The sequence below is a fragment of the Bacillus sp. AF62 genome, assembly GCF_050312695.1.
Taxonomy (GTDB): Bacteria; Bacillota; Bacilli; order Bacillales; family Bacillaceae_G; genus Bacillus_A; species Bacillus_A cereus.
Window position 1 is genome coordinate 13565 of the sequence record NZ_JBNPJZ010000058.1, and the last position, 19812, is coordinate 33376.

Here is a 19812-nt window from a genome sequence, read left to right on the forward strand (position 1 = left end):
TTTATATAAGAAATTTTTATTGAGAGAGTTATTAAAATGTAGAAAGTATTTTGGCTAAGAACAAATGTAATAAACATAATTTATGAAGGAGGTATAAAAGTATGATAGTAAACCATTTTGAAGAGTTTTCTAAACATGTTGGAAATACACCTCTCGTGAAATTAGAATGCAAAGAAACGAAGGACCTTTCTATCTATGCTAAATGTGAATGGCATAACCCTACAGGGTCAATTAAGGATAGGGCGGCACTTGGAATGATTAATAAATATTTACAAGAAGCGGACAAAAAACAAAATATTTTAGAGTATAGTGGTGGAAGCTTAGCGAGGTCAATTGGGTGTATTTGTAATTATTTAGGGATTCAATGCACGTTAGTTTTAAGTTCTGGAACCGGTAAATCTCTCTTAAATGAACTTGATCGTTATGGTGCTAACGTAATCTTAGTTGATAAATATAAAGGGTTCTACGCAGTAATTGAGAAAACAATAGAGATTAGCAAACAAAAGCCAGAATTATACTTTTTATTCCAACATTATAATAATGCAAATCTAGTAAGTCATATAGAAGGTACAGGGCGAGAAATTATTGCACAAATGAATGGAAAACCAATACATGCATGGGTAGCATCTGCTGGTACTGGTGGAACTCTAATGGGAGTCTATACAGCAATAAAGAATTATACAAAAAATGTTGAACTACATTTAGTAATGCCTGCTGAATTGCCTTATGGTTCGGAACAACCACCAAATGATTTAAAGAAATATGCTGGATCAGGTGGGTTCGGCTTAGGAAGGAAACAACATTTCATAGAAAAGGAAGAAAATTTGATAGAAAAACAATGGACTTATTCATATGAAGATACCCTGTATGAAATGGCACGTTTTTACAAAGATACTGGTATAAAAATAGGAACTTCTGCGGCAGCGAATTTATTAGCAGCTAAACAAATTGGGAAAGAAAAAGGTGCGAATTTTAATGTAGTTACAGTTTTTCCGGACGCAGGGTCAATAGAAGAGTGGTCAGATGTAAAAAATTTAGTTGAAAAAATAGGTGATTGAGAGGACCATTAAAAGTTCTTTCGTAGTTTATATCTTATTCTACGCAAAATTGATACCATCAAAAAACTGTATGTTTAACATGTACAGTTTTTTGATGGTATAGCTGTGCAATGTTTAGAAATTTCACATATCGTATTTTAAAAATAAATATAGGAAAAACAAAAAGTAATGTAGAATATATCGTACATACATATATACAGTCAACATAAAAGATAAAGAGGTGGGTATATGTTACTTGAGGAAGTAATGCAGCAACTAGAGGAATATGGAACAGAACAAAATCGAAAAACGTATAAAAACCACGGAGCGAAAGAGCCATTATTCGGAGTTAGTTTTGCGAATCTAAAATTGTTAAAAAAGAAAATAAAAAAAGATCACGATTTAGCAGTTGAATTGTGGGAAACAAAAAATATGGACGCGATGACATTAGCAACTTATATTTTAGACCCGAAGAATATAACAGCAGAACAGCTTAATAGTTGGGTTCAGGATGTTGATTATTACTGTTTAATGGATGTTTTTATGACATCTATATGTACTTCGCCAATTGCAATAGAAAGAATGCAAGAGTGGACAAAGTCTAATGATGAATGGATTGGAAGAGCTGGCTGGTCTTTATTAGCAAATATATCGATTAAAAATAAAGCGTTACATGATGATTTCTTCTCTCCATACTTAGAAGAGATTAAAGAAAATATACATAATGAAAAAAATAGAAAAAAAGAAGCGATGAATAGTGCTTTATTCGCAATAGGAATTCGTAATGAAGACTTAGAGCGACAAGCGATTGAAATTGCACGTGAAATTGGAAAAGTAGAGGTTGATCACGGTACAACATCATGTAAAACACCAGATGCAGAAAGCTATATAAAAAAAGCGAGAGAAAGAGCTGAAAAAAAGAAAATGAAATAAGAAAAGAGGAACGGCTATGAAGCCCATTGAAGCAGCACAAAGCATAATTACATCACAATTTCCGAATTGTGATGTAGCTTTACTCGGTGGAAGCGTTGCACGAGGAGAAGCGACAAAAACATCTGACCTTGATATTGTAATAGTTGACCAAATTTTAACTTCTTGTTATAGAGAATCTTTCTATAGTAATGGATGGCCTGTTGAGGTGTTTGTTCATAATTTTACAACATATAAAACCTTTTTCAAAATGGATTGTGATCGAGGGAGACCGTCGTTACCACAATTAGTTTCAGAAGGGGTTGCATTAAAAGGGGAAAAGGAAATTGTTGAGAAATTAAAAAAAGAAGCGAATGATTTACTACATAAAGGACCAGCTAAATGGACCGAAGAAACGATTAAGCAGAAGCGATATTTTATTACGGATACTTTAGATGACTTTATTGGTGCAACAAAAAGAGAAGAAGAATTGTTTATCGCTAATTTATTAGCGGATTTAGTACATGAATATGTATTAAGAGTAAATGGTAGGTGGCTTGGGAGTTCAAAATGGTTTATTAGAGTGCTAAGAAGATATGATGAGCAATATGCAAACAAATTTGTAGCGGCTTTTGATCATTTTTATAAAACGGGAGAGAAAAATGAATTAATTCATTTTATAGAAATGACGTTAGAACAGTATGGTGGAAGAGTGTTCGAAGGATTTTCTATTGGTAAATAAAAAGGGGAGAGAAAAATGAATGTACCATATGTTCAATTAAGAGAATTGACACTAGATGATGTAGAAGATCGCTATCAATGGTCGTTAGATAGCGATGTAACAAAGCATTTAGTCGTACCAGACCAATATCCTCCGTTCACTCGTGGAGATACGAGAATCTGGATTGAAGCTTGTATAAGCCGAAAAAATGGTTATGAACAAAGGGCGATCGTTACTGAGAAAGGTATACATATTGGATGGGTAGACCTTAAAAATTTTGATAAAACAAATAAAAATGCAGAACTAGGAATTACGATTGGAAATAAAGACTATTGGGGGAAAGGATTTGGAATGGCAGCTCTAAACAGCATGTTACAAATAGGTTTTTCCCAGTTTGAATTGGAGAAAATTTGGTTACGTGTAGATGAAGATAATACACAAGCTAAAAAGAGTTATGAAAATGCCGGATTTGTATGCGAAGGGTTAATGAGAAATGATCGATTGAGACAGGGGAAGTTCATTCATCGCTATCGTTACAGTATATTAAAAGAAGAGTATGAATCAAAAAATAATAACCTATAAAAATATTATGTCAATTAAAAAGGGGAAGATAAAATGATTCGATTACTTACAAAAGCGGATGCAAAACAATATTGGGAGTTACGTTTACAAGCACTACAAGTAAATCCAGAAGCATTTGTAACGACTTATGAAGAAGCAGTACGTCAAGAAAACCCTCTTGAACGCGTTGCGGGTAATCTTTCATCCAACAGTAGTTTTACATTTGGTGCTTTTAATAATGAAAATCGTTTAGTTGGGGTTGTTACTTTATTAACAGAAGAAAAGGACGCATATAAGCATAAAGGGCATATCGTTGCAATGTATGTAGATACTGAAAATCGAAGAAGTGGTCTTGCACGTGATTTAATACGTAAAGCAATTGAAAGGGCAAAAGAGATGAAGCTAGAGCAATTGAACTTAGGGGTTGTGTCAACGAACGAACCAGCCAAACGATTATATGAATCAATGGGATTTAAAACGTACGGAATTGAAAAAAAGGCTATAAAAATGAATGGTGTGTATAGTGATGATGAACATATGGTGTTGTTCTTTTAAGAGAGGAAGTTTTGTATGAAAAAGGGGAAAATGCGACTATAAGATGGGGAGTTTGGCATATAGCAGATCATAATCGGTATCATCAAGCACATATAAGTCGATTGAGGAAATTATATAGAGAATATAAACTGCATATTCTTTAATTTTTGAATAAACAAACGCCCCTAAATAATAATTAAAGGGGGCGTTTATTTTTATTCGTTTGTTTTTCTTCCCAAGCTATCATTAAATTTTTATGATAATTTTTTGGTTTTTCAATAGAAAACCAGTAAATTGAATGTGCAATAGTTGGTAGCCATCTTTTATGGCAGATTCGTATATTTTCATGGTGAGTATAGTAGGTCGAGATTAAGGTAGATTTTGACCCTTAAAAATTTTGGTATGTAATATCCTCGATTTCATACCAATACACTTTATTCCCATGCAAATCTACTACAATTCCTTCATCATCCCAATAGGAACCTATATCGTTTGCACGTGTTTTCCATAAGGTTAGGGCATACTTTAGTAGCCATAAGGAGAAAAATATTGAAATAATTCCTAGTAAATCAAATTCTTCCATTAAAGATAAAACACTTATTAGAAGGAAAACAACTCCGAAAGAAAGTACAAATAAAATAGATTGTATAGAGGCTCTGTATATTTTCAGTGTTATCACATCCATAGAAGTAACTTATTTTTAAAATTATTTCTGTTTAATGTTTTTATATTAAGTATAATAAATGAATGAATGTATTATTATCTTTTTCATTGCAAGTGAATGGAAAGTGAAATGTAAGTTTGTATGTAGATTTTTCATCGCGTATACTAAAATATATGTTATAGAGATTAAAAATTAAATACAAGGGGTTTTACGATGAAAGCAATTGTTATAGGGATACTGGCATCATTTTTCTTTGCCTTTACCTTTGTTTTAAACCGGGCAATGGACTTAGAAGGTGGAAGCTGGATTTGGAGTGCATCATTACGGTATTATTTTATGGTTCCAATGCTATTACTTATTGTTATGTATAGAGGGAACTTAAAGCAACTCTTTCAATATATGAAAAACAATCCGAAAGAATGGTTAGTATGGAGTATCGTTGGATTTGGTCTCTTTTATGCACCGCTTAGTTTTGCTGGAGCGTTCGGACCAGGTTGGCTCGTTGCATCAACATGGCAAATTACAATCGTTGCAGGGATTTTGTTAACACCATTTTTTGCGGTGGATCCACTACATAAAAAACTTCCGATGAAGGAATTAGTTATGTCGGGCATTATTTTATTCGGTGTTGTTCTCATGCAAGTAGAACATGCTTCTTCATTAGGTATTCGTGAAACCGTTTTATGTGTAGTTCCTGTACTTATTGCAGCATTTGCGTATCCTCTTGGAAATCGAAAAATGATGCAAGTTTGTAAAGGGGAATTAGATGTATTTCAGCGAGTACTCGGTATGACATTAGCAAGTTTACCATTTTGGTTTTTATTATCTGGTTACGAAGTATCAACTGGCGGATTACCGTCAAGTAACCAAGTTTTTCAATGTTTTATTGTAGCAGTTAGTTCTGGGTTAATCGCGACAATATTATTTTTCTTTGCAACAGATCTTGTAAAAGATGATCCACAAAAACTAGCAACAGTGGAAGCGACGCAGTCTGGTGAAGTTTTATTTGCGCTAGTAGGAGAGCTGATATGGTTATCTGCACCAATTCCGTCATCTTTATCTTGGGTTGGTATGAGTCTCGTTATTATTGGAATGATACTTCATAGTTATGTGGCTGTCGTTGTAAAAAAAGAAGAAAAAATAACGGCGTAATGAGATTAGCTCTTTTTATTAAGAGTTAGTCTTTTTTCATAGAAAGGGATGAAAATATGAATTTACAGCGTGTTGAACAAATTGAAAAAGATTCAATATTAAATGTGCTACAATATGCCGTCGGTCCAAATGAAATAAGCTTAAAGACGGCAGTAATATTTTATCAAAGTAATAAAGGGACTTTGTACAAATATGAAGAAAAAGCTTGTATAGGTATTGAATTAATCGGAGCAACTAAAGCACGAGTATGTCATATAGCAGTGGCTTCAGATTATCGTCAAAAAGGAATTGCACTGCAAATGATTAAAGAAGTGGTAAGGATATATCAATTGACTTATATAGAAGCAGAGACAGACGATGGGGCGGTAGAATTTTATAAAAGAATTGGTTTTCAAGTTAAAAGTTTAGGAGAAAAATATATGGGAATCGAAAGATTTCATTGTTATTTGAAAAAATAGTATAAAAATATGCATATGGAGTATAGCTTGAAAAAATAAGATTTACATTTTTCTTCATTTAATAAAACTCTCGCTTATCATTCTCTACGATTTTAATAGAGTTTTGAGGCTTCAGTACACCCATATACATATTTTTGTAGTAATGAATATGATTAAGTTAAAAATTAAGAAAAATATGATAATATATTTATATAAAAGTTTAAATTTACGTGGCTAGTGAGGGAACCAATATGAAAATGAATGAAATAGTAGCAAGCACACAATTTCCAAATACAATCGAAACAATAACAAAAGATTTAAAAGCATTAGGAATCGAAAAAGGAATGACAATTATCGTTCATTCATCACTAAGTTCTATCGGATGGATATCTGGTGGTGCGGTTGCCGTAGTAGAAGCATTAATGAAAGTTGTTACGGAAGAAGGAACGATAATAATGCCAACGCAATCTTCGGATTTGTCCGATCCGAAACATTGGTCAAGACCACCTGTACCGGAAGACTGGTGGCAAATTATCCGAGATAACGTCCCTGCATTTGATTCACGTATAACCCCAACAAGGGGAATGGGTGAAATAGTTGAATGTTTTCGTACATATCCGAATGTAGTACGTAGTAATCATCCGTTAGGAAGTTTTGCTGCATGGGGAAAACATGCAGTAGAAATAACAATGAACCATTCATTATCAATGAGCTTTGGAGAAGAATCTCCATTAAGAAAAATATACGATTTAGACGGGTACGTATTATTAATTGGTGTTGGATATGATTCAAATACGTCTGTTCATTTATCCGAGGTGCGTACTGGTGCATGTGAGTTAATACAAGTAGGAGCACCTATTATAGAAAACGGTGAAAGAGTGTGGAAAGAGTTTGTTGAAATGGATTACGAATCTGAGAAGTTTGTAGAAATTGGTGTTGAGTTTGAGCGAAAAGGAACTGTAAAAAATGGGAAGATAGGGAATGCAACGTGTCGTCTAATGAAACAGCGTGATATAGTTGACTTTGGAACAGAATGGTTTCGTAAGAAAAATTAGTAAGGGATGGTTACAATGAAAGGGAAAAAGGTATTAATTACGAGCGGTGGTTGTCTAGAAAAATGGGATCAAGTACGCGGGCATACGAATATGGCTAAAGGTACAATCGGAAGGATAATCGCAGAAGAACTTCTAGCTAAAGGGGCACATGTTATATATTTACACGGTTATTTTGCGGAGAAACCGAGCGATGTACATAGAGGGTTAGAATTACATCCATTTGAAGGGATTGTTGATTTACAAGATAAAATGAAAAGTATCATCACACATGAAAAGGTTGATGCGGTTATTATGGCAGCGGCTGGATCAGATTGGATTGTGGAGAAGATCTGTGATCAAGATGGTAATGTTCTTAATATGAACGGAAAAATTTCAAGTGATATTGCACCGATTATTCACTTTCAAAAGGCTCCAAAAGTATTAAAACAAATAAAAGAATGGGACCCAGAAACAGTACTTATTGGTTTTAAACTTGAAAGTGATTTAAATGAAGAAGAACTGTTTGAAAGAGCGAAAAATAGAATGAAAGAAGCAAGGGCGAATGTAATGATTGCGAATTCACCACATTCTTTATATTCGCGCGGAGCTGTGCATTATGTAATTGGACAAGATGGTAAAGGGAAGTTGTGTAATGGGAAAGATGAAACAGCGAAAGAAATTGTCAAAAGCTTAGAGGTATTATGTAATCGTGTCACTGCTTTTTAAAATTAAGTTTTTAGATAAGAATGAATCCGCATAGTAATAAGTAAGCGAAACTTTAATTGGTGGGAATTTTACTTTTACACGAATGTGAAGCGTATATCAATCAAGAGCTATACACAGAATAATTGGTGAGGAGTGGATTCTATGGAACATTTATTAAAGCAAGCTATTAAACTTAGAAACGAAAAGAAATATGCGCAGTCTAAAGAGATGCTTATAGGATTAACAAACTTTACAAAGGATGCAGAAGTACTGTATCAGTGTGCGTGGATACATGATGTAATGGGGCTAGAAACAGAAGCAGTTCCGTATTATGAGCAGGCGATCGCAAATGGACTTGATGGCGAATCCCTTTGCGGTGCTTATATTGGTCTAGGAAGTACATATCGTTGTATAGGGGAATATGAAAAGGCAATTACAGTATTAGAAGCTGGGGTGAAAAAATTCCCAGAGAACGATCCGATGAAAGTATTTTTATCATTAGCAAAATATAACGTAAACGATCACGAGTCAGCGATGAAATTATTACTTGAAACTGTCGTGAAAGTAGAGGAAGTAAAAGAATTTGAACGTGCCATTTCATTTTATAAAGACCACTTAAATGAGGTTTTTAAATAAAGGAGTGAACGTATGAATGTTACACTATCGCGAAGGCGAAAAGGTATTTGGATTGGACTCGTCTCTTTAATTATGCTATCAAACTATTTATTGTATGCTCTTCCAATAGTACCAGCTGCGCCGAAAGAAGTTGTACTTGGGTCATTATTAGATTGCATGTTTGTCATTCCAATCATCACGTATTTCTTCATTATTCGAAAAAGGTACTCGTTAACGTATATAGTTCCTGTTGTAATAGCTGGTTATATTTTTGCAAGATTTATTATTCCAAGTGACTATTTACAAGATTTTTCATACGTTTCTTATATTATAGTTGCAGGAGAAATTGCTTTTGTATGTTTAGAGTTATTCCTTCTATATAAAATTGTTAGAAAGCTTCCTACCATAATAAAAAAATATAAAGAATATAAAAGTGAGTACTCTTCATTTTCTTATGCAATTGATGCTGCGTTTGACGCTACTATGAAAAGAAATAAATTAATAGATATCATTGTAACGGAGTGTAAGTTAATCTATTATGCATTTTTATCGTGGCGTGAAAAAGTACCAGAAGGTGAATACGTATACTCATATCACAAAAAGACTGGTGCAATAGGTGTATATATCATGATCACCCATGCGACCTTAATAGAAAGTATTGGTTTTCATTATTTGCTACACCAGTGGAATCCAGTAATAGCATGGATTTTACTTATTTTAAATGTATACGCGATGATTTATTTTATAGCTGAAATACAAGCGATGCGTAAAAATCCACTTAACGTAACAGAAGAACAAGTAATCATTCAAATTGGATTAGGAAAGAAAATTGTTATACCATTTACACAAATTGATAATATTGCGTTCTACAAGGGTGATGAATTGCTAACGGCAAAAGAAGGGAAACAGGTATTGGATGCAACTGTTATGGAGTTCATAAAAGAACCTGCTACTTTTGAAATAACATTAAAAGAGCCAGTGAAAGCACAGTTGTTATATGGATTTTCTAAAACAGTAAGTCGTGTGCACTTAAATGTTGATGAAGAACGAAAATTTTATGATGCGGTTAAGGAAAAGTTAAAACATGAGTAATAGTGCTGTTAGTTACATAAAAACAAATAAGCTTCCGTTAGAAGTGAAAAAATATGAAACATGGATAGTGAAAAACTCTTTCTAAATAAGAAGGAGTTTTTCTTGTGTACTTGTATAAATCATTATATAAAAAACTATATACTTCTTTATCGTTAGATGAATGGATATAATTGAGGATAGAACTAGTATAAGGGGAAACAAAATAATGAATAAGTTACTTACATCGAAAGGTGAAATTATAGAAAGAAAAATCCGATATAACTCAACAATAGTAGATCACAATTGCTTATTACTTGAAAAGCAATCACAAAGTATCGTTTTATTTCACGAGGTGCAGTATTCATTTACAATGATTGCAAATGATACTAAGTTAACAATTCCAAAAGGGAGTTATACAATCGCATATTACTGGAAAGATTGTCCGTACAATTTATACGTATGGAGAGATATAAAAGGGAAGTATTTAGGTTCCTATTTTAATATCGTAAAAAATACACAAATAAAAGACGAAGTGGTTTCCTTCGAAGATTTAATCATCGATATTATGGTACTTCCTAATGGAGAATACTTCATATTAGATGAGGATGAATTACCAGAACCATTAGGAAATTTCGAAGGTGGTTATGTGAAGAAAGCTCTTTATGGACTGAAAGAAATCATTCAAAAAGAGCTTCCACAAATAGTTTTGGAGACAGCCAGGGTGCAGAAGAACTAAAATTTAATTACATAAATATTTTGAATGGAAATGAGTAGTCTCAAGTTATATGATCTAACTTTTTTGATAAATCTAAGGTTAGTAGCATATTTCTTGAGATTACTTTTTTTGTAGAAATTTCGTTGCTTAGTTATTAAATGGATTTTAAATTTATGAAATAAGATTGACTGAATAAAGTTCAGTCGTTTATGATTGAATCAGATTCAGTCGCAGGAAAAACAAAGTAGGAGATGACCTATGAAAAGAATATCAAAAGAACCAGATATAAGACGGCAAGAGTTAATGGATATTGGTTTTGAACTATATATGAAAAATGGTATGAAAGGATTTGGCATAAAAGATGTTGTGAATCATGCAGGTGTAGCAACGGGCTTATTTTATTATTACTTCAAGTCTAAAGAGATTTTTGTTGATGAAGTTTTAAATGACTGTATTGTGAAAAATATGGAGTTAATTGAAGAAATACTTGTTTCAAATGAACGGTCTGTCATGCAAAAGATGAAAGATTCACTAGATATATTTTGGACATTTATTGAAAAGTTAGCACCCTATAAAAATGTGAGTTCGTTTCAGACGGAACAACATTTTCAACTGGAACAGAAATTATTCGCACGTATGCAACCGTTAATTAGACAAGTAATTGAAGAGGGAGTAAACATAGGGGTTTTTTATACTGATAACTCATTATTAGCTTCTGGGTTTATTCTATACGGTCTTAGCAGTATTGCTCATTCAGAAGTAAAGTTGAATCTAGATACAAAACAAGAAATGGTTAATTTAGTATTAACTACACTACGATACAATCAAAAGGAAGGAGAAAGTTTATGAAAATTATTATCGATGGAAATAATATCTCACAAGAGCAACTTATAGAATGGAAAAGAGAACGGATAAAAAAAGTATTATATACATTAGGACATAAAGAGCTTGAAATAAATGATACAGACGTCATGATAAAACAGCTAACGGAAATAAAGTTGCGATATACATACAATGAAATGTACGAAAAGTTGAAATCAAAACTTAGATTAAGTGCAATAGGTATGCGTATCTGTACTCTTTTATCTGGTGATAGACGAAAATTTTCGAAAACTAGTATTTATTTAGACGGGATTACAGCAGAAGTAGCTATACATGGAATTGATAGTTTGATGCTTGAACAATCATGTGAAAATAACAAAGTGAATTTATCTGCTTGTCCTGATCACTATGTACTAAGACCCTTTGGGGAAAATGAATTAGAGGTTATCGAAACTACTGGTAATTCTCCGTTTCCAGTTCAATTTTTCATTGTTTTTGGTGACGAAACCGGATTGAAAACACCGAGAGATAAATCTTATCAATACCAATCAACAGGTGTTGCACGTATGAAAGATGGTACTACTATTGGTGGAGTTCGACATCAATTTAAAGATACTGATACAGGGATAGAAGTAAGTCTAGTTGTTGAGTTCCCAGCCCTTTGTCCTAATAGTCTAATTAAATCCCATCAAATGCATTTAGCATGTGAGTTTTCTTATTGGTTACAGTGGATTAAAAATCAGAAAAAATAGTAAGTAAATGATATCGTTCAAATAAACAACAGTAAAAATATTTAAACGAATCATATGTATGTTTTGATAAAACCCAGTTGACTTATCGGAAATATTTGTATAATATGTACTTAATTCCATAACGTATTGCTGATTGGAGAAACCAAAGGCATTTTATCTGTTGATAAAATGCCTTTGGTTTTTTTATTGCACAAATACTGAATCTGTTCATTTATATGAATCATTTTAAGGAGGGGAAGAAATGACTGTTTCAATTGATGGGGTATCAAAATATTTTTTGAAACAAACTGGTACTGTTCAAGTATTAGAGAATATTAATTTTCAATTAGAGAAAGGGGACTTTGTTACAGTAATTGGTCCGAGTGGGTGTGGAAAAAGTACATTACTAAAAATTGTTGCAGGTCTAGATAATGATTTTGAAGGGGAAGTTGTTATTGATGGGGAGTCTATCTTAAAACCGAGTAAGAAACAAGGTTTTATTTTTCAAGAACATAGGCTTTTTCCGTGGTTAACGGTTGAAGAAAATATAGCGGCAGATTTGTCGTTAAAAGATAAGTATGTGAAAGATAAGGTGAGAGAATGGGTTGAAATCGTTCGGTTAGATGGCTTTGAAAAATCGTATCCGAAAGAAATTTCAGGCGGGATGTCACAACGTGTTGCGATAGCGAGAGCGTTATTAAGAGATCCGAATGTATTATTACTTGATGAACCTTTTGGAGCGCTAGATGCTTTTACTCGAAGTCATTTGCAAGAAGTATTGCTAAATATTTGGGAGCAGAAAAAAACAACAATGATATTCGTTACACATGATATAGACGAAGCGATATATCTTTCAAACCGGATCATCATTATGAATGCAAAACCAGGGGAAATACATAAAGTGATTGAAAATAATTTACCTTATCCGCGAAATAAAACTGCTCAATCGTTCCAACAACTTCGAACGAAAGTATTACAGCAGTTTGAATATGGAGGATTGATTCAAACAAGTATATAGGAAAAGGGTGATTTTATATGTATAAAAAATTTAAAGTTCTTTCTTTTGCTTTAGCTATATCAATGTTTTTATTAGGATGTGAAAAAAGTACAGCAAGTAGTAAGAAAGAAGATGTAACAATACAAATTGGTATACAGCAAGGATTAAGCCCGCTATTACTAGCAAAGAAAAAGGGATGGTTTGAAGAGGAGTTTAAAAAAGAAGGAGTTAAAGTGAAATGGACAGAGTTCCAAAGTGGACCTCCTTATTTTGAAGCAATCGCATCAAACCGGTTAGACTTTGGTGAAGTAGGGAATTCTCCAGTCATTTCAGCGCAAGCAGCAGGTATTGGATTTACGGAAATCGCCAATACAGGTTATGCGAGAAAAGGAACTGGAATTCTCGTTCAAAAAGATAGCAAGATTGCGAGTGTAAAAGATTTAAAAGGTAAAAAAATTGCAGTAGCAAAAGGAAGTAGTGCCTTTAATTTATTATATCGAGCGCTTGATAAAGAAGGTATTGATGTAAAAGATGTAAATGTCATTCAATTACAACCAGATGAAGCGCAGCCTGCATTCGAATCAGGATCAGTAGATGCATGGGCGATTTGGGACCCTTTCATATCATTACATACGTTAAATAAAGGTGCGAAGGTGGTTGTAGACGGTGAAACATTAAATGTCTCTTCACCAGAATTTTTAATTACGAGGACAAAATTTGCGAAAGAACATCCAGAATTAGTTGAGAAATTCCTCAAAGTTTATGAGAAAGCACGTGTATGGCAAGATGCTAACTTAGATGAAGCAATAAAAGTGTACACTTCTGTAAAAAAGATAGATGCAGAGATTGTAAAAGAAGTGTTTAATCACGACAAACCAATTTTAGTTCCGGTAACGAAGGAAATAATAGCAGAACAACAAAAGACAGCGGATTTTCAATATAAGCTCGGTTCTATAAAGAAAGAAATTAAGACGGAAAAAGTTGTAGATAATTCTTTCGTAGAAAAAGCATTGAAAGCGAAGTGAAAAGAGGTTTTGTAAAGTGGAAAATACGAAAGCTGTTATGAAACCAGCGAGTATAACGATTAAGAAAAATGGCATAAAGAAGGTACGAAAGTTAAATGTAAAAGTTTTAGTAAGGGCGATTACTATACCGGTTATTATATTAATAATTTGGCAGTTGGCTGGCGTATTCGGTCTTGTTTCTAAAACAGTTTTACCAACACCATTAGATATTTTTCTAGCTTTCCAAGAGCTTATTAAAACAGGAGAGTTATTCGGCCATTTAAGTATTAGTGTATTCAGGGCTGCGGCTGGTTTCATTATTGGTGGGGGCTTAGGAATCATTTTAGGAACGATTGTTGGATTTTCAACGAGAATTGAGCAATATTTAGACCCATCTGTGCAAATGTTAAGAACTGTCCCTCATTTAGCTGTTGCGCCGCTTTTCGTATTATGGTTCGGTTTCGGTGAAACATCGAAAGTGCTATTAATTGCAGATGGTGCATTTTTTCCTTTATACGTGAACGTATTTTTAGGTATTAGAGGTGTGGATTCAAAGTTATTTGATGTTGCGAGAGTATTAGAGTTTAGCAAAAGAAAACTAATTACGAAACTAATTTTACCATCTGCATTGCCTAACCTTTTACTAGGAGCAAGGTTATCGTTAGGTGTTGCATGGGTGAGTTTAGTAGTAGCAGAACTTATGGGATCTACAGAAGGTATTGGTTATATGATTATGGATGCAAGGCAATTTTCAAATACAGATATCGTATTTGTCGGCATAATTATCTTTGCATTTGTTGGGAAGTTTTCTGACTCTCTAGTACGTTTACTAGAAGTGAAGTTTTTAAGATGGCGAGATAATTTTAAAGGTGAGACTGGGAATTAACATATAAATTTTTAGGGGTAATTTATATAGAATTTGTTAGTATACGTTTCAAAATAAATAAGGGGTGTGTAAAGGTATGGAATTATTATGGTTTATTCCGGCTTATGGAGATGGTCGATATTTAGGAACGACAAAACGAGGAAGAGCAGCTGAATATGGTTATTATAAGCAAGTTGCTGCGGCAGCTGATTATTTAGGATATACGGGTGTTTTACTTCCAACTGGTCAAGGATGTGAAGACCCTTGGGTGTTAGCTTCAGCTCTTGCTGCTGAAACAGAAAAACTAAAATTTTTAGTAGCAGTGAGACCAGGACTAATGTCACCTACAGTTGCAGCGAGGATGGCATCTACATTTGATAGAATTTCAGATGGGAGACTACTTATTAATGTAGTAGCTGGAGGAGATCCAGTTGAACTACAAGGAGATGGATTATATCTGGAGCATGATGAAAGATATGAAGCAGCGGATGAATTTTTAAAAGTTTGGAAATCGACATTGCAAGGTGAAACGATCTCTTTAGAAGGAAAACATATTCAAGTTACAGATAGTAAAGTTGTATTCCCGCCAGTTCAAACACCATATCCTCCTATATATTTCGGAGGATCATCAGCTGCTGGAAAAGAAGTAGCAGCTGAACATAGTGATGTATATTTAACGTGGGGAGAGCCACCAGAGCAAGTGAAAGAGAAAATAGAAGAAGTAAGAAAACTTGCAGAAGAGAAGGGGCGTACAGTACGATTTGGCATTAGATTACACGTAATTGTAAGAGAAACAGAAGAAGAAGCGTGGGAAGAGGCAGAACGTTTAATTCAATATGTGGATAATGAAACAATTGAGCTTGCTCAAAAGACATTTGCAAGATATGATTCGGTTGGTCAAAAGAGGATGACACATTTAAATAAAGGTACGAGAGAGTCGTTAGAGATAAGCCCTAATTTATGGGCTGGAATCGGACTTGTAAGAGGTGGGGCAGGTACTGCACTTGTAGGCAATCCACATACAGTAGCAGAAAGGATAAAAGAATATGAATCGTTAGGAATTGATACGTTTGTTTTATCAGGATATCCGCATTTAGAAGAAGCGTATGAGGTCGCAGAATTGTTATTCCCATTATTGAAAGACGAGAAGAAAGAAGAAAATAAAATTGTTGGTGAAATGATTGCTGATGCATATGCATTAAAAAAATAGTGAGAAATAAAGTTTCACATATTTATTGCTTTATTTTGTTCACTGCCTGTTAATACGGGATAAAAAACCCGCAAGTTATTCGCTTGCGGGTTTTCATCGTAAATTATTAGAAAATATGGTAAAATTAAAGGGTAACTTCAGGTGCGGTTGGTTGTTCAATTATCACTTCTCCGAGTAGGAGGGGGGTGATAATACGTGAGTGAAATAGCGTTGCTACTGCAAGGTGGACTGTTTCTCGTTGCATTGTTAACGTTCGTCGTCGTTTTAATAGACAAGCTCAAAAAATAACAACCCACCTATGCTTATAGAATGTGGGTTGTTTTATTTGTAAGAAACAAATAGGATAAATGAACAATCCAATCTGCTAAGTTACGTGGACTAGTGTGTAGCCGCACACTAGTCTTTTTTATTTATATACAATTTATAATTGGTTTATGTGATTGTATTGTTCTTTTCATACTCATTATAACACAGTGTCTTTTCATCAAGAAAGGAGACCGTATGTTCTGGTTCCTGTTATATAGTAGGTGCTTTTTCTTTAAACAGTCCATCCATATACTGTTTTAAACTTTGGACATAAAATTTCTGCATACTCACATTATTTACACCGACAATTGGCGATGGAAGGTCAAATCTTTTTTCTGATAAATGAACGACAACATCAAAGATGTCAAACAAACGAATGAAGCAAAACAGGCCGTCTTTATCGCTAAGTAAAATAAAGTAATGATTTTCACTACTTGTATTTAGCGTATTCCATAATGAACTTTTGCTTAAATCACGTACAATGCTTTTTTCTTTTAGTTCCACGAAATCTGCATTTGAGAGAATGGTAGAAATATCAATTGCATCTTGATCTTCAAAGTAGCCATCAACTGCTTGTACAGCGAATGTATAAGCCATTTTTAATACACTCATTTTATATTTACGGTTATCTAATAGTAATTCACGTTGAATAGAACTCGCTACTTTCGTTACACGTTCCTCTTTCCAAATTTCATTATGTAAGGAAATATCATGCTTTTTACATAGTTTCATAATTAATGCATTAGAATAAAGAATCTCGTCGCTTACTTCGACAACATCAGTCTCAGCAGCCGCAAGTTCCTCACCGTGCTCATTCGTATAGAGTGGGGAATCAATTTGTCTTTTCATTTGTTCAATCTTAAATTGACTCAATTTATGCCTAATTAAAGGACGATCAATATTTGTTGTCATTTGTTCATGACAAGTATCACAAATTGAGTTTGTGAAATAATATCCACATAATATTTCTGGAATGACATATTGTTCACTAAGTTCTTTCGTATCTTTTCTGCAAATGATGCATTGTGTCATTTTTATCACCTTTACCCGCAAATTTGTATATAATCTCATTGTAGTGTATTTATTGGTATTTTGGAATGTTGTAAAGGAAAATATTATGTGAAATTCATGTTTATTTTGGTACAATGAAGAGAAGTGCTAGTTTAAAGGAGGCCATTTTTTTGAAATCGAAAGTGCACTTTTGGACATTAGAAGTGCTAATGGTTGTAGGAATCATATTTATTTGCACAAAAATATCATTTTTATTTCAACCGATTGGTATCTTCATATCAACATTATTTTTCCCAATCTTAATCGCGCTTTTTTTATACTTCATATTTAATCCTGTATTAATCTTTTTGGAGAATAAAAAAGTACCTAGAAATTTAGCGATATTACTGTTATATCTTTTTATCATAACATTAACTGCCGTTGGCGTTGGAGTAGTTGTTCCTACGATTTCACAACAGCTAATGGACTTAGTAAAAAATATGCCAGGCTACATAAAAGAGGGAAAAGTATACATACAAGAATTATCACATCATAGGTTGTTTGAATGGTTATCTACACAAAACTACGTTTCCATTGAAACAATTGAAAAAAATGCGATTGAATACTTAAAAGATATTCCAAATACAATTACGTCGAGTGCAACGGCTTTATTTGGTATTATCACGAACGTTGCATTAGTTGTATTTACTGTACCGTTCATTTTATTTTACATGTTTAAAGATGGACATGCCTTTCCAGGAAAAGCGGTAAGTTTATTACCAGAGTCTTACCGTGAAGAGGGGCTTCGTATCATTAAGGAAACGAACGAAACATTATCTGCATATATTCAAGGGCAAGCGCTCGTTTGTATATTTGTAGGTGCGTTTACTTTTATCGGTTATTTAATTATCGATTTACCGTACGCTTTCGTTTTAGGAATTATTGCAGCATTTACAAACATCATTCCTAACTTAGGTCCATTTATTGGGGCAGCACCAGCTGTTATTGTAGGACTGTTCGTATCTCCGATGCAAGCCGTATACGTAATTATTATCGTAACAATTGTACAACAGTTTGAAAGTAACATCATTTCACCGCGTATTATGAGTTCGAAATTAAATATCCACCCATTAACAATTATTATTTTAATTTTAGGGGTAGGTAACTTTGCTGGAATCATCGGAATGATTTTAGCAGTACCAGTTTATGCAGTAACAAAAACTGTTGTTTCGAACTTAGTGAGATTGTTTAAGACAAAGAGAAGTAATCGGAAATAGTGAAACCTGAGAAAGATACACCGCTTTTTAAGAGGTGTATCTTTTGTTTATAAATAAATAATTAAAAGTGGATTGATTTGATTTTATTATATATTTTTTATACATCAAATTCAGTGATAAACTTGTGTGATATAAGCTCTATAAAACTATGTGGAATCCCTCTGAACTATCCAAATCATTTCCTTACAGCGTGCTATCAACATCAAAATCGACTCCTTTCAATTCTATATAGTTAAACGATTAAAGGTGAGTGTAGTATTTGCTTCTACGATCTCGAATTTCATCAATAACTTGTTTATATTGTCTTTCTTGTTTTAATTCATTTCGAGATATTGTTTCTTTTTGAATCGTAATCGTTAAAAAGAAAAGGTGAAACTTCATATGTGAATTCCTCCTTTCGAATTGGAATTACAGATGACTACAGTAATGACTTTGTCTTTCTTTTACATGATCTATAGCCTGATTAATTTGTCGTTCATGAAACATTTCAGACTCAGAAAATTTATTTTTTTGAATGGTAATGGTTAAAAAGAATACTTTAAATTTCATTAGATAATTGCCCCTTTATAAGTGATTTAGAAAAAACGAGTGTAATAAGAAGATTGGCGCTCTTTTACTTCGTCCATAATGTTTTGAATGTATTGCTCACGTAAAATCTCTTTCTGTGAAAGTTTACGTTTTTGAATGATAATGGTTAAAAAGAATGCTTTAAATTTCATTAGATTTATGACCCCTTTATAAGTGATTTAGAAAAGACGAGTGTAATAAGAAGATTGGCGCTCTTTTACTTCGTCCATAATGTTTTGAATGTGTTGTTCACGTAAAATCTCTTTCTGTGAGAGCTTACGTTTTTGAATAGTGATTGTTAAAAAGAATGCTTTAAATTTCATGAATATATGACCCCTTTAAAATATATTTTTAATACATTTGAGTGTAGTATGAACTTTTAATGTCAGTTATTTTATCAGTCAGTTGTTTTAACTGTTGTTTACGATTGATTTCAGTTTTAGATAAAGTATTTTTTTGAAGTGCAGTCGTAAAAAAGAAAATATGAAAAGTCATAAATGAATTCCTCCTTTCGAAAAGGAATTACAGGTGATCACAGTAAAGTGCTTGGCGCTCCTTAACATCATTCATAGCTTTTTCAATTTGCTCATTATGAAGAATTTCATCTTTGGAAATTGTATTTCTTTGAATCGTAATACTTAAAAACAATACGCTAATAGTCATTGAATGTTGCTCCTTTCTTAGAAAAATAATGTAAGAGACTAAAAAACCGCGCAAAAAAACCACAGGAAGATACAGTTCTCCTATGGCTGGGCGTGAAAAAGCCACAGGAAAGTATACGACCTCCTGTGGCGAATTTATGAATTAAATGAAATAAAGTACGATTTTCAATTCTCCATTAGGGTGGTCGAATTCATATTTAATTGTCCAGAAAACACAGGTGCAGTT

General features: G+C 33.3%; 28 protein-coding genes and 1 pseudogene. 21 read left to right on the top strand and 8 right to left on the bottom strand.

The genetic code is table 11. The features are described 5' to 3' along the window. Positions 1-101: 101 nt before the first annotated feature. The 6 genes and pseudogenes from ACQRBL_RS11960 to ACQRBL_RS11985 form a co-directional block, all read left to right on the top strand. Positions 102-1058 carry a PLP-dependent cysteine synthase family protein gene (locus ACQRBL_RS11960; RefSeq protein ID WP_078993802.1) on the top strand — a complete coding sequence of 319 codons (957 nt, stop codon included), beginning with the start codon at positions 102-104 and terminating at the stop codon, positions 1056-1058. 228 nt (positions 1059-1286) lie between these two features. Beyond that, the gene (locus ACQRBL_RS11965) at positions 1287-1970 is read left to right on the top strand and encodes a DNA alkylation repair protein (protein ID WP_023522260.1); all 684 of its coding nucleotides are present in this window, start codon (positions 1287-1289) and stop codon (positions 1968-1970) included. Between the two features lie 16 nt (positions 1971-1986). Beyond that, positions 1987-2688 carry a nucleotidyltransferase domain-containing protein gene (locus tag ACQRBL_RS11970; RefSeq protein WP_411995592.1) on the top strand — a complete coding sequence of 234 codons (702 nt, stop codon included), beginning with the start codon at positions 1987-1989 and terminating at the stop codon, positions 2686-2688. A gap of 15 nt (positions 2689-2703) precedes the next feature. Beyond that, complete coding sequence (locus tag ACQRBL_RS11975; protein WP_023522259.1) at positions 2704-3249, top strand: GNAT family N-acetyltransferase; 546 nt, start codon at positions 2704-2706, stop codon at positions 3247-3249. A gap of 33 nt (positions 3250-3282) precedes the next feature. Next, complete coding sequence (locus ACQRBL_RS11980) at positions 3283-3783, top strand: GNAT family N-acetyltransferase (protein ID WP_063547638.1); 501 nt, start codon at positions 3283-3285, stop codon at positions 3781-3783. Further along, positions 3780-3926 (top strand): annotated as a pseudogene (locus ACQRBL_RS11985) (DinB family protein); the annotation flags it as partial. The gene ACQRBL_RS11980 and the pseudogene ACQRBL_RS11985, both read left to right, overlap by 4 nt. 224 nt (positions 3927-4150) lie before the next feature. Here ACQRBL_RS11985 and ACQRBL_RS11990 read toward each other — a convergent pair. Next, positions 4151-4345 carry a hypothetical protein gene (locus ACQRBL_RS11990; protein ID WP_230387334.1) on the bottom strand — a complete coding sequence of 65 codons (195 nt, stop codon included), beginning with the start codon at positions 4343-4345 and terminating at the stop codon, positions 4151-4153. A gap of 294 nt (positions 4346-4639) precedes the next feature. Here ACQRBL_RS11990 and ACQRBL_RS11995 point away from each other — a divergent pair, with 294 nt between their 5' ends. From ACQRBL_RS11995 to ACQRBL_RS12060, 14 genes are all read left to right on the top strand, one after another. Further along, positions 4640-5578 carry a DMT family transporter gene (locus ACQRBL_RS11995; RefSeq protein ID WP_000644593.1) on the top strand — a complete coding sequence of 313 codons (939 nt, stop codon included), beginning with the start codon at positions 4640-4642 and terminating at the stop codon, positions 5576-5578. 56 nt (positions 5579-5634) lie between these two features. After that, positions 5635-6036, top strand: coding sequence for a GNAT family N-acetyltransferase (locus tag ACQRBL_RS12000; RefSeq protein WP_411995591.1), 402 nt, complete (start codon positions 5635-5637; stop codon positions 6034-6036). 230 nt (positions 6037-6266) lie between these two features. After that, positions 6267-7070, top strand: coding sequence for an aminoglycoside N(3)-acetyltransferase (locus ACQRBL_RS12005; RefSeq protein WP_000783341.1), 804 nt, complete (start codon positions 6267-6269; stop codon positions 7068-7070). A gap of 15 nt (positions 7071-7085) precedes the next feature. Next, positions 7086-7775: a phosphopantothenoylcysteine decarboxylase gene (locus ACQRBL_RS12010; protein ID WP_000676727.1), complete on the top strand. Its 690-nt coding sequence runs from the start codon at positions 7086-7088 to the stop codon at positions 7773-7775. Positions 7776-7916: 141 nt separating this feature from the next. Beyond that, entirely contained in the window at positions 7917-8390 is a 474-nt protein-coding gene (locus tag ACQRBL_RS12015; protein ID WP_000400637.1) for a tetratricopeptide repeat protein, read from the top strand. A 12-nt stretch (positions 8391-8402) separates the two neighbouring features. Next, positions 8403-9461, top strand: a complete 1059-nt coding sequence (locus ACQRBL_RS12020; RefSeq protein ID WP_411995590.1) for a hypothetical protein — start codon at positions 8403-8405, stop codon at positions 9459-9461. 205 nt (positions 9462-9666) lie between these two features. Beyond that, a complete protein-coding gene (locus ACQRBL_RS12025; protein ID WP_023522254.1) occupies positions 9667-10176 on the top strand; it encodes a DUF402 domain-containing protein in 510 nt (169 codons plus the stop codon). Between the two features lie 237 nt (positions 10177-10413). Next, positions 10414-11004 carry a TetR/AcrR family transcriptional regulator gene (locus tag ACQRBL_RS12030; RefSeq protein ID WP_023522253.1) on the top strand — a complete coding sequence of 197 codons (591 nt, stop codon included), beginning with the start codon at positions 10414-10416 and terminating at the stop codon, positions 11002-11004. Beyond that, positions 11001-11729, top strand: a complete 729-nt coding sequence (locus ACQRBL_RS12035; protein ID WP_065484115.1) for a hypothetical protein — start codon at positions 11001-11003, stop codon at positions 11727-11729. Before ACQRBL_RS12030 ends, ACQRBL_RS12035 begins: the two co-directional genes overlap by 4 nt. A gap of 241 nt (positions 11730-11970) precedes the next feature. Then, positions 11971-12726: an ABC transporter ATP-binding protein gene (locus tag ACQRBL_RS12040; RefSeq protein WP_023522251.1), complete on the top strand. Its 756-nt coding sequence runs from the start codon at positions 11971-11973 to the stop codon at positions 12724-12726. A gap of 17 nt (positions 12727-12743) precedes the next feature. Continuing rightward, on the top strand, positions 12744-13730 hold the full coding sequence (locus ACQRBL_RS12045) for an aliphatic sulfonate ABC transporter substrate-binding protein (protein ID WP_411995589.1): 987 nt from the start codon (positions 12744-12746) through the stop codon (positions 13728-13730). A gap of 16 nt (positions 13731-13746) precedes the next feature. Beyond that, positions 13747-14595 carry an ABC transporter permease gene (locus ACQRBL_RS12050; protein ID WP_411995588.1) on the top strand — a complete coding sequence of 283 codons (849 nt, stop codon included), beginning with the start codon at positions 13747-13749 and terminating at the stop codon, positions 14593-14595. A 76-nt stretch (positions 14596-14671) separates the two neighbouring features. Then, on the top strand, positions 14672-15784 hold the full coding sequence (gene ssuD / locus ACQRBL_RS12055) for an FMNH2-dependent alkanesulfonate monooxygenase (protein ID WP_043938042.1): 1113 nt from the start codon (positions 14672-14674) through the stop codon (positions 15782-15784). A gap of 195 nt (positions 15785-15979) precedes the next feature. After that, complete coding sequence (locus ACQRBL_RS12060; protein ID WP_001289320.1) at positions 15980-16072, top strand: putative holin-like toxin; 93 nt, start codon at positions 15980-15982, stop codon at positions 16070-16072. Between the two features lie 228 nt (positions 16073-16300). Here ACQRBL_RS12060 and ACQRBL_RS12065 read toward each other — a convergent pair whose 3' ends face one another. After that, entirely contained in the window at positions 16301-17122 is an 822-nt protein-coding gene (locus ACQRBL_RS12065) for an HNH endonuclease (RefSeq protein WP_016081205.1), read from the bottom strand. A 149-nt stretch (positions 17123-17271) separates the two neighbouring features. Here ACQRBL_RS12065 and ACQRBL_RS12070 point away from each other — a divergent pair, with 149 nt between their 5' ends. Beyond that, a complete protein-coding gene (locus tag ACQRBL_RS12070) occupies positions 17272-18357 on the top strand; it encodes an AI-2E family transporter (RefSeq protein ID WP_411995587.1) in 1086 nt (361 codons plus the stop codon). A 240-nt stretch (positions 18358-18597) separates the two neighbouring features. Here ACQRBL_RS12070 and ACQRBL_RS12075 read toward each other — a convergent pair whose 3' ends face one another. From ACQRBL_RS12075 to ACQRBL_RS12100, 6 genes are read right to left on the bottom strand one after another with little or no spacing between them, the layout of a single operon-like run. Beyond that, entirely contained in the window at positions 18598-18738 is a 141-nt protein-coding gene (locus tag ACQRBL_RS12075) for a YrzI family small protein (RefSeq protein WP_411995586.1), read from the bottom strand. A gap of 27 nt (positions 18739-18765) precedes the next feature. Beyond that, positions 18766-18906, bottom strand: coding sequence for a YrzI family small protein (locus ACQRBL_RS12080; RefSeq protein ID WP_000669802.1), 141 nt, complete (start codon positions 18904-18906; stop codon positions 18766-18768). A 26-nt stretch (positions 18907-18932) separates the two neighbouring features. After that, positions 18933-19076, bottom strand: coding sequence for a YrzI family small protein (locus ACQRBL_RS12085; protein WP_411995585.1), 144 nt, complete (start codon positions 19074-19076; stop codon positions 18933-18935). 27 nt (positions 19077-19103) lie between these two features. Beyond that, complete coding sequence (locus tag ACQRBL_RS12090; protein WP_000668963.1) at positions 19104-19247, bottom strand: YrzI family small protein; 144 nt, start codon at positions 19245-19247, stop codon at positions 19104-19106. 28 nt (positions 19248-19275) lie between these two features. Further along, the gene (locus ACQRBL_RS12095) at positions 19276-19419 is read right to left on the bottom strand and encodes a YrzI family small protein (protein WP_098277203.1); all 144 of its coding nucleotides are present in this window, start codon (positions 19417-19419) and stop codon (positions 19276-19278) included. 27 nt (positions 19420-19446) lie between these two features. Next, positions 19447-19587 (bottom strand): YrzI family small protein, encoded by a 141-nt coding sequence (locus ACQRBL_RS12100; protein WP_000156193.1) that lies wholly within the window; start codon positions 19585-19587, stop codon positions 19447-19449. Between the last annotated feature and the right edge of the window lie 225 nt (positions 19588-19812).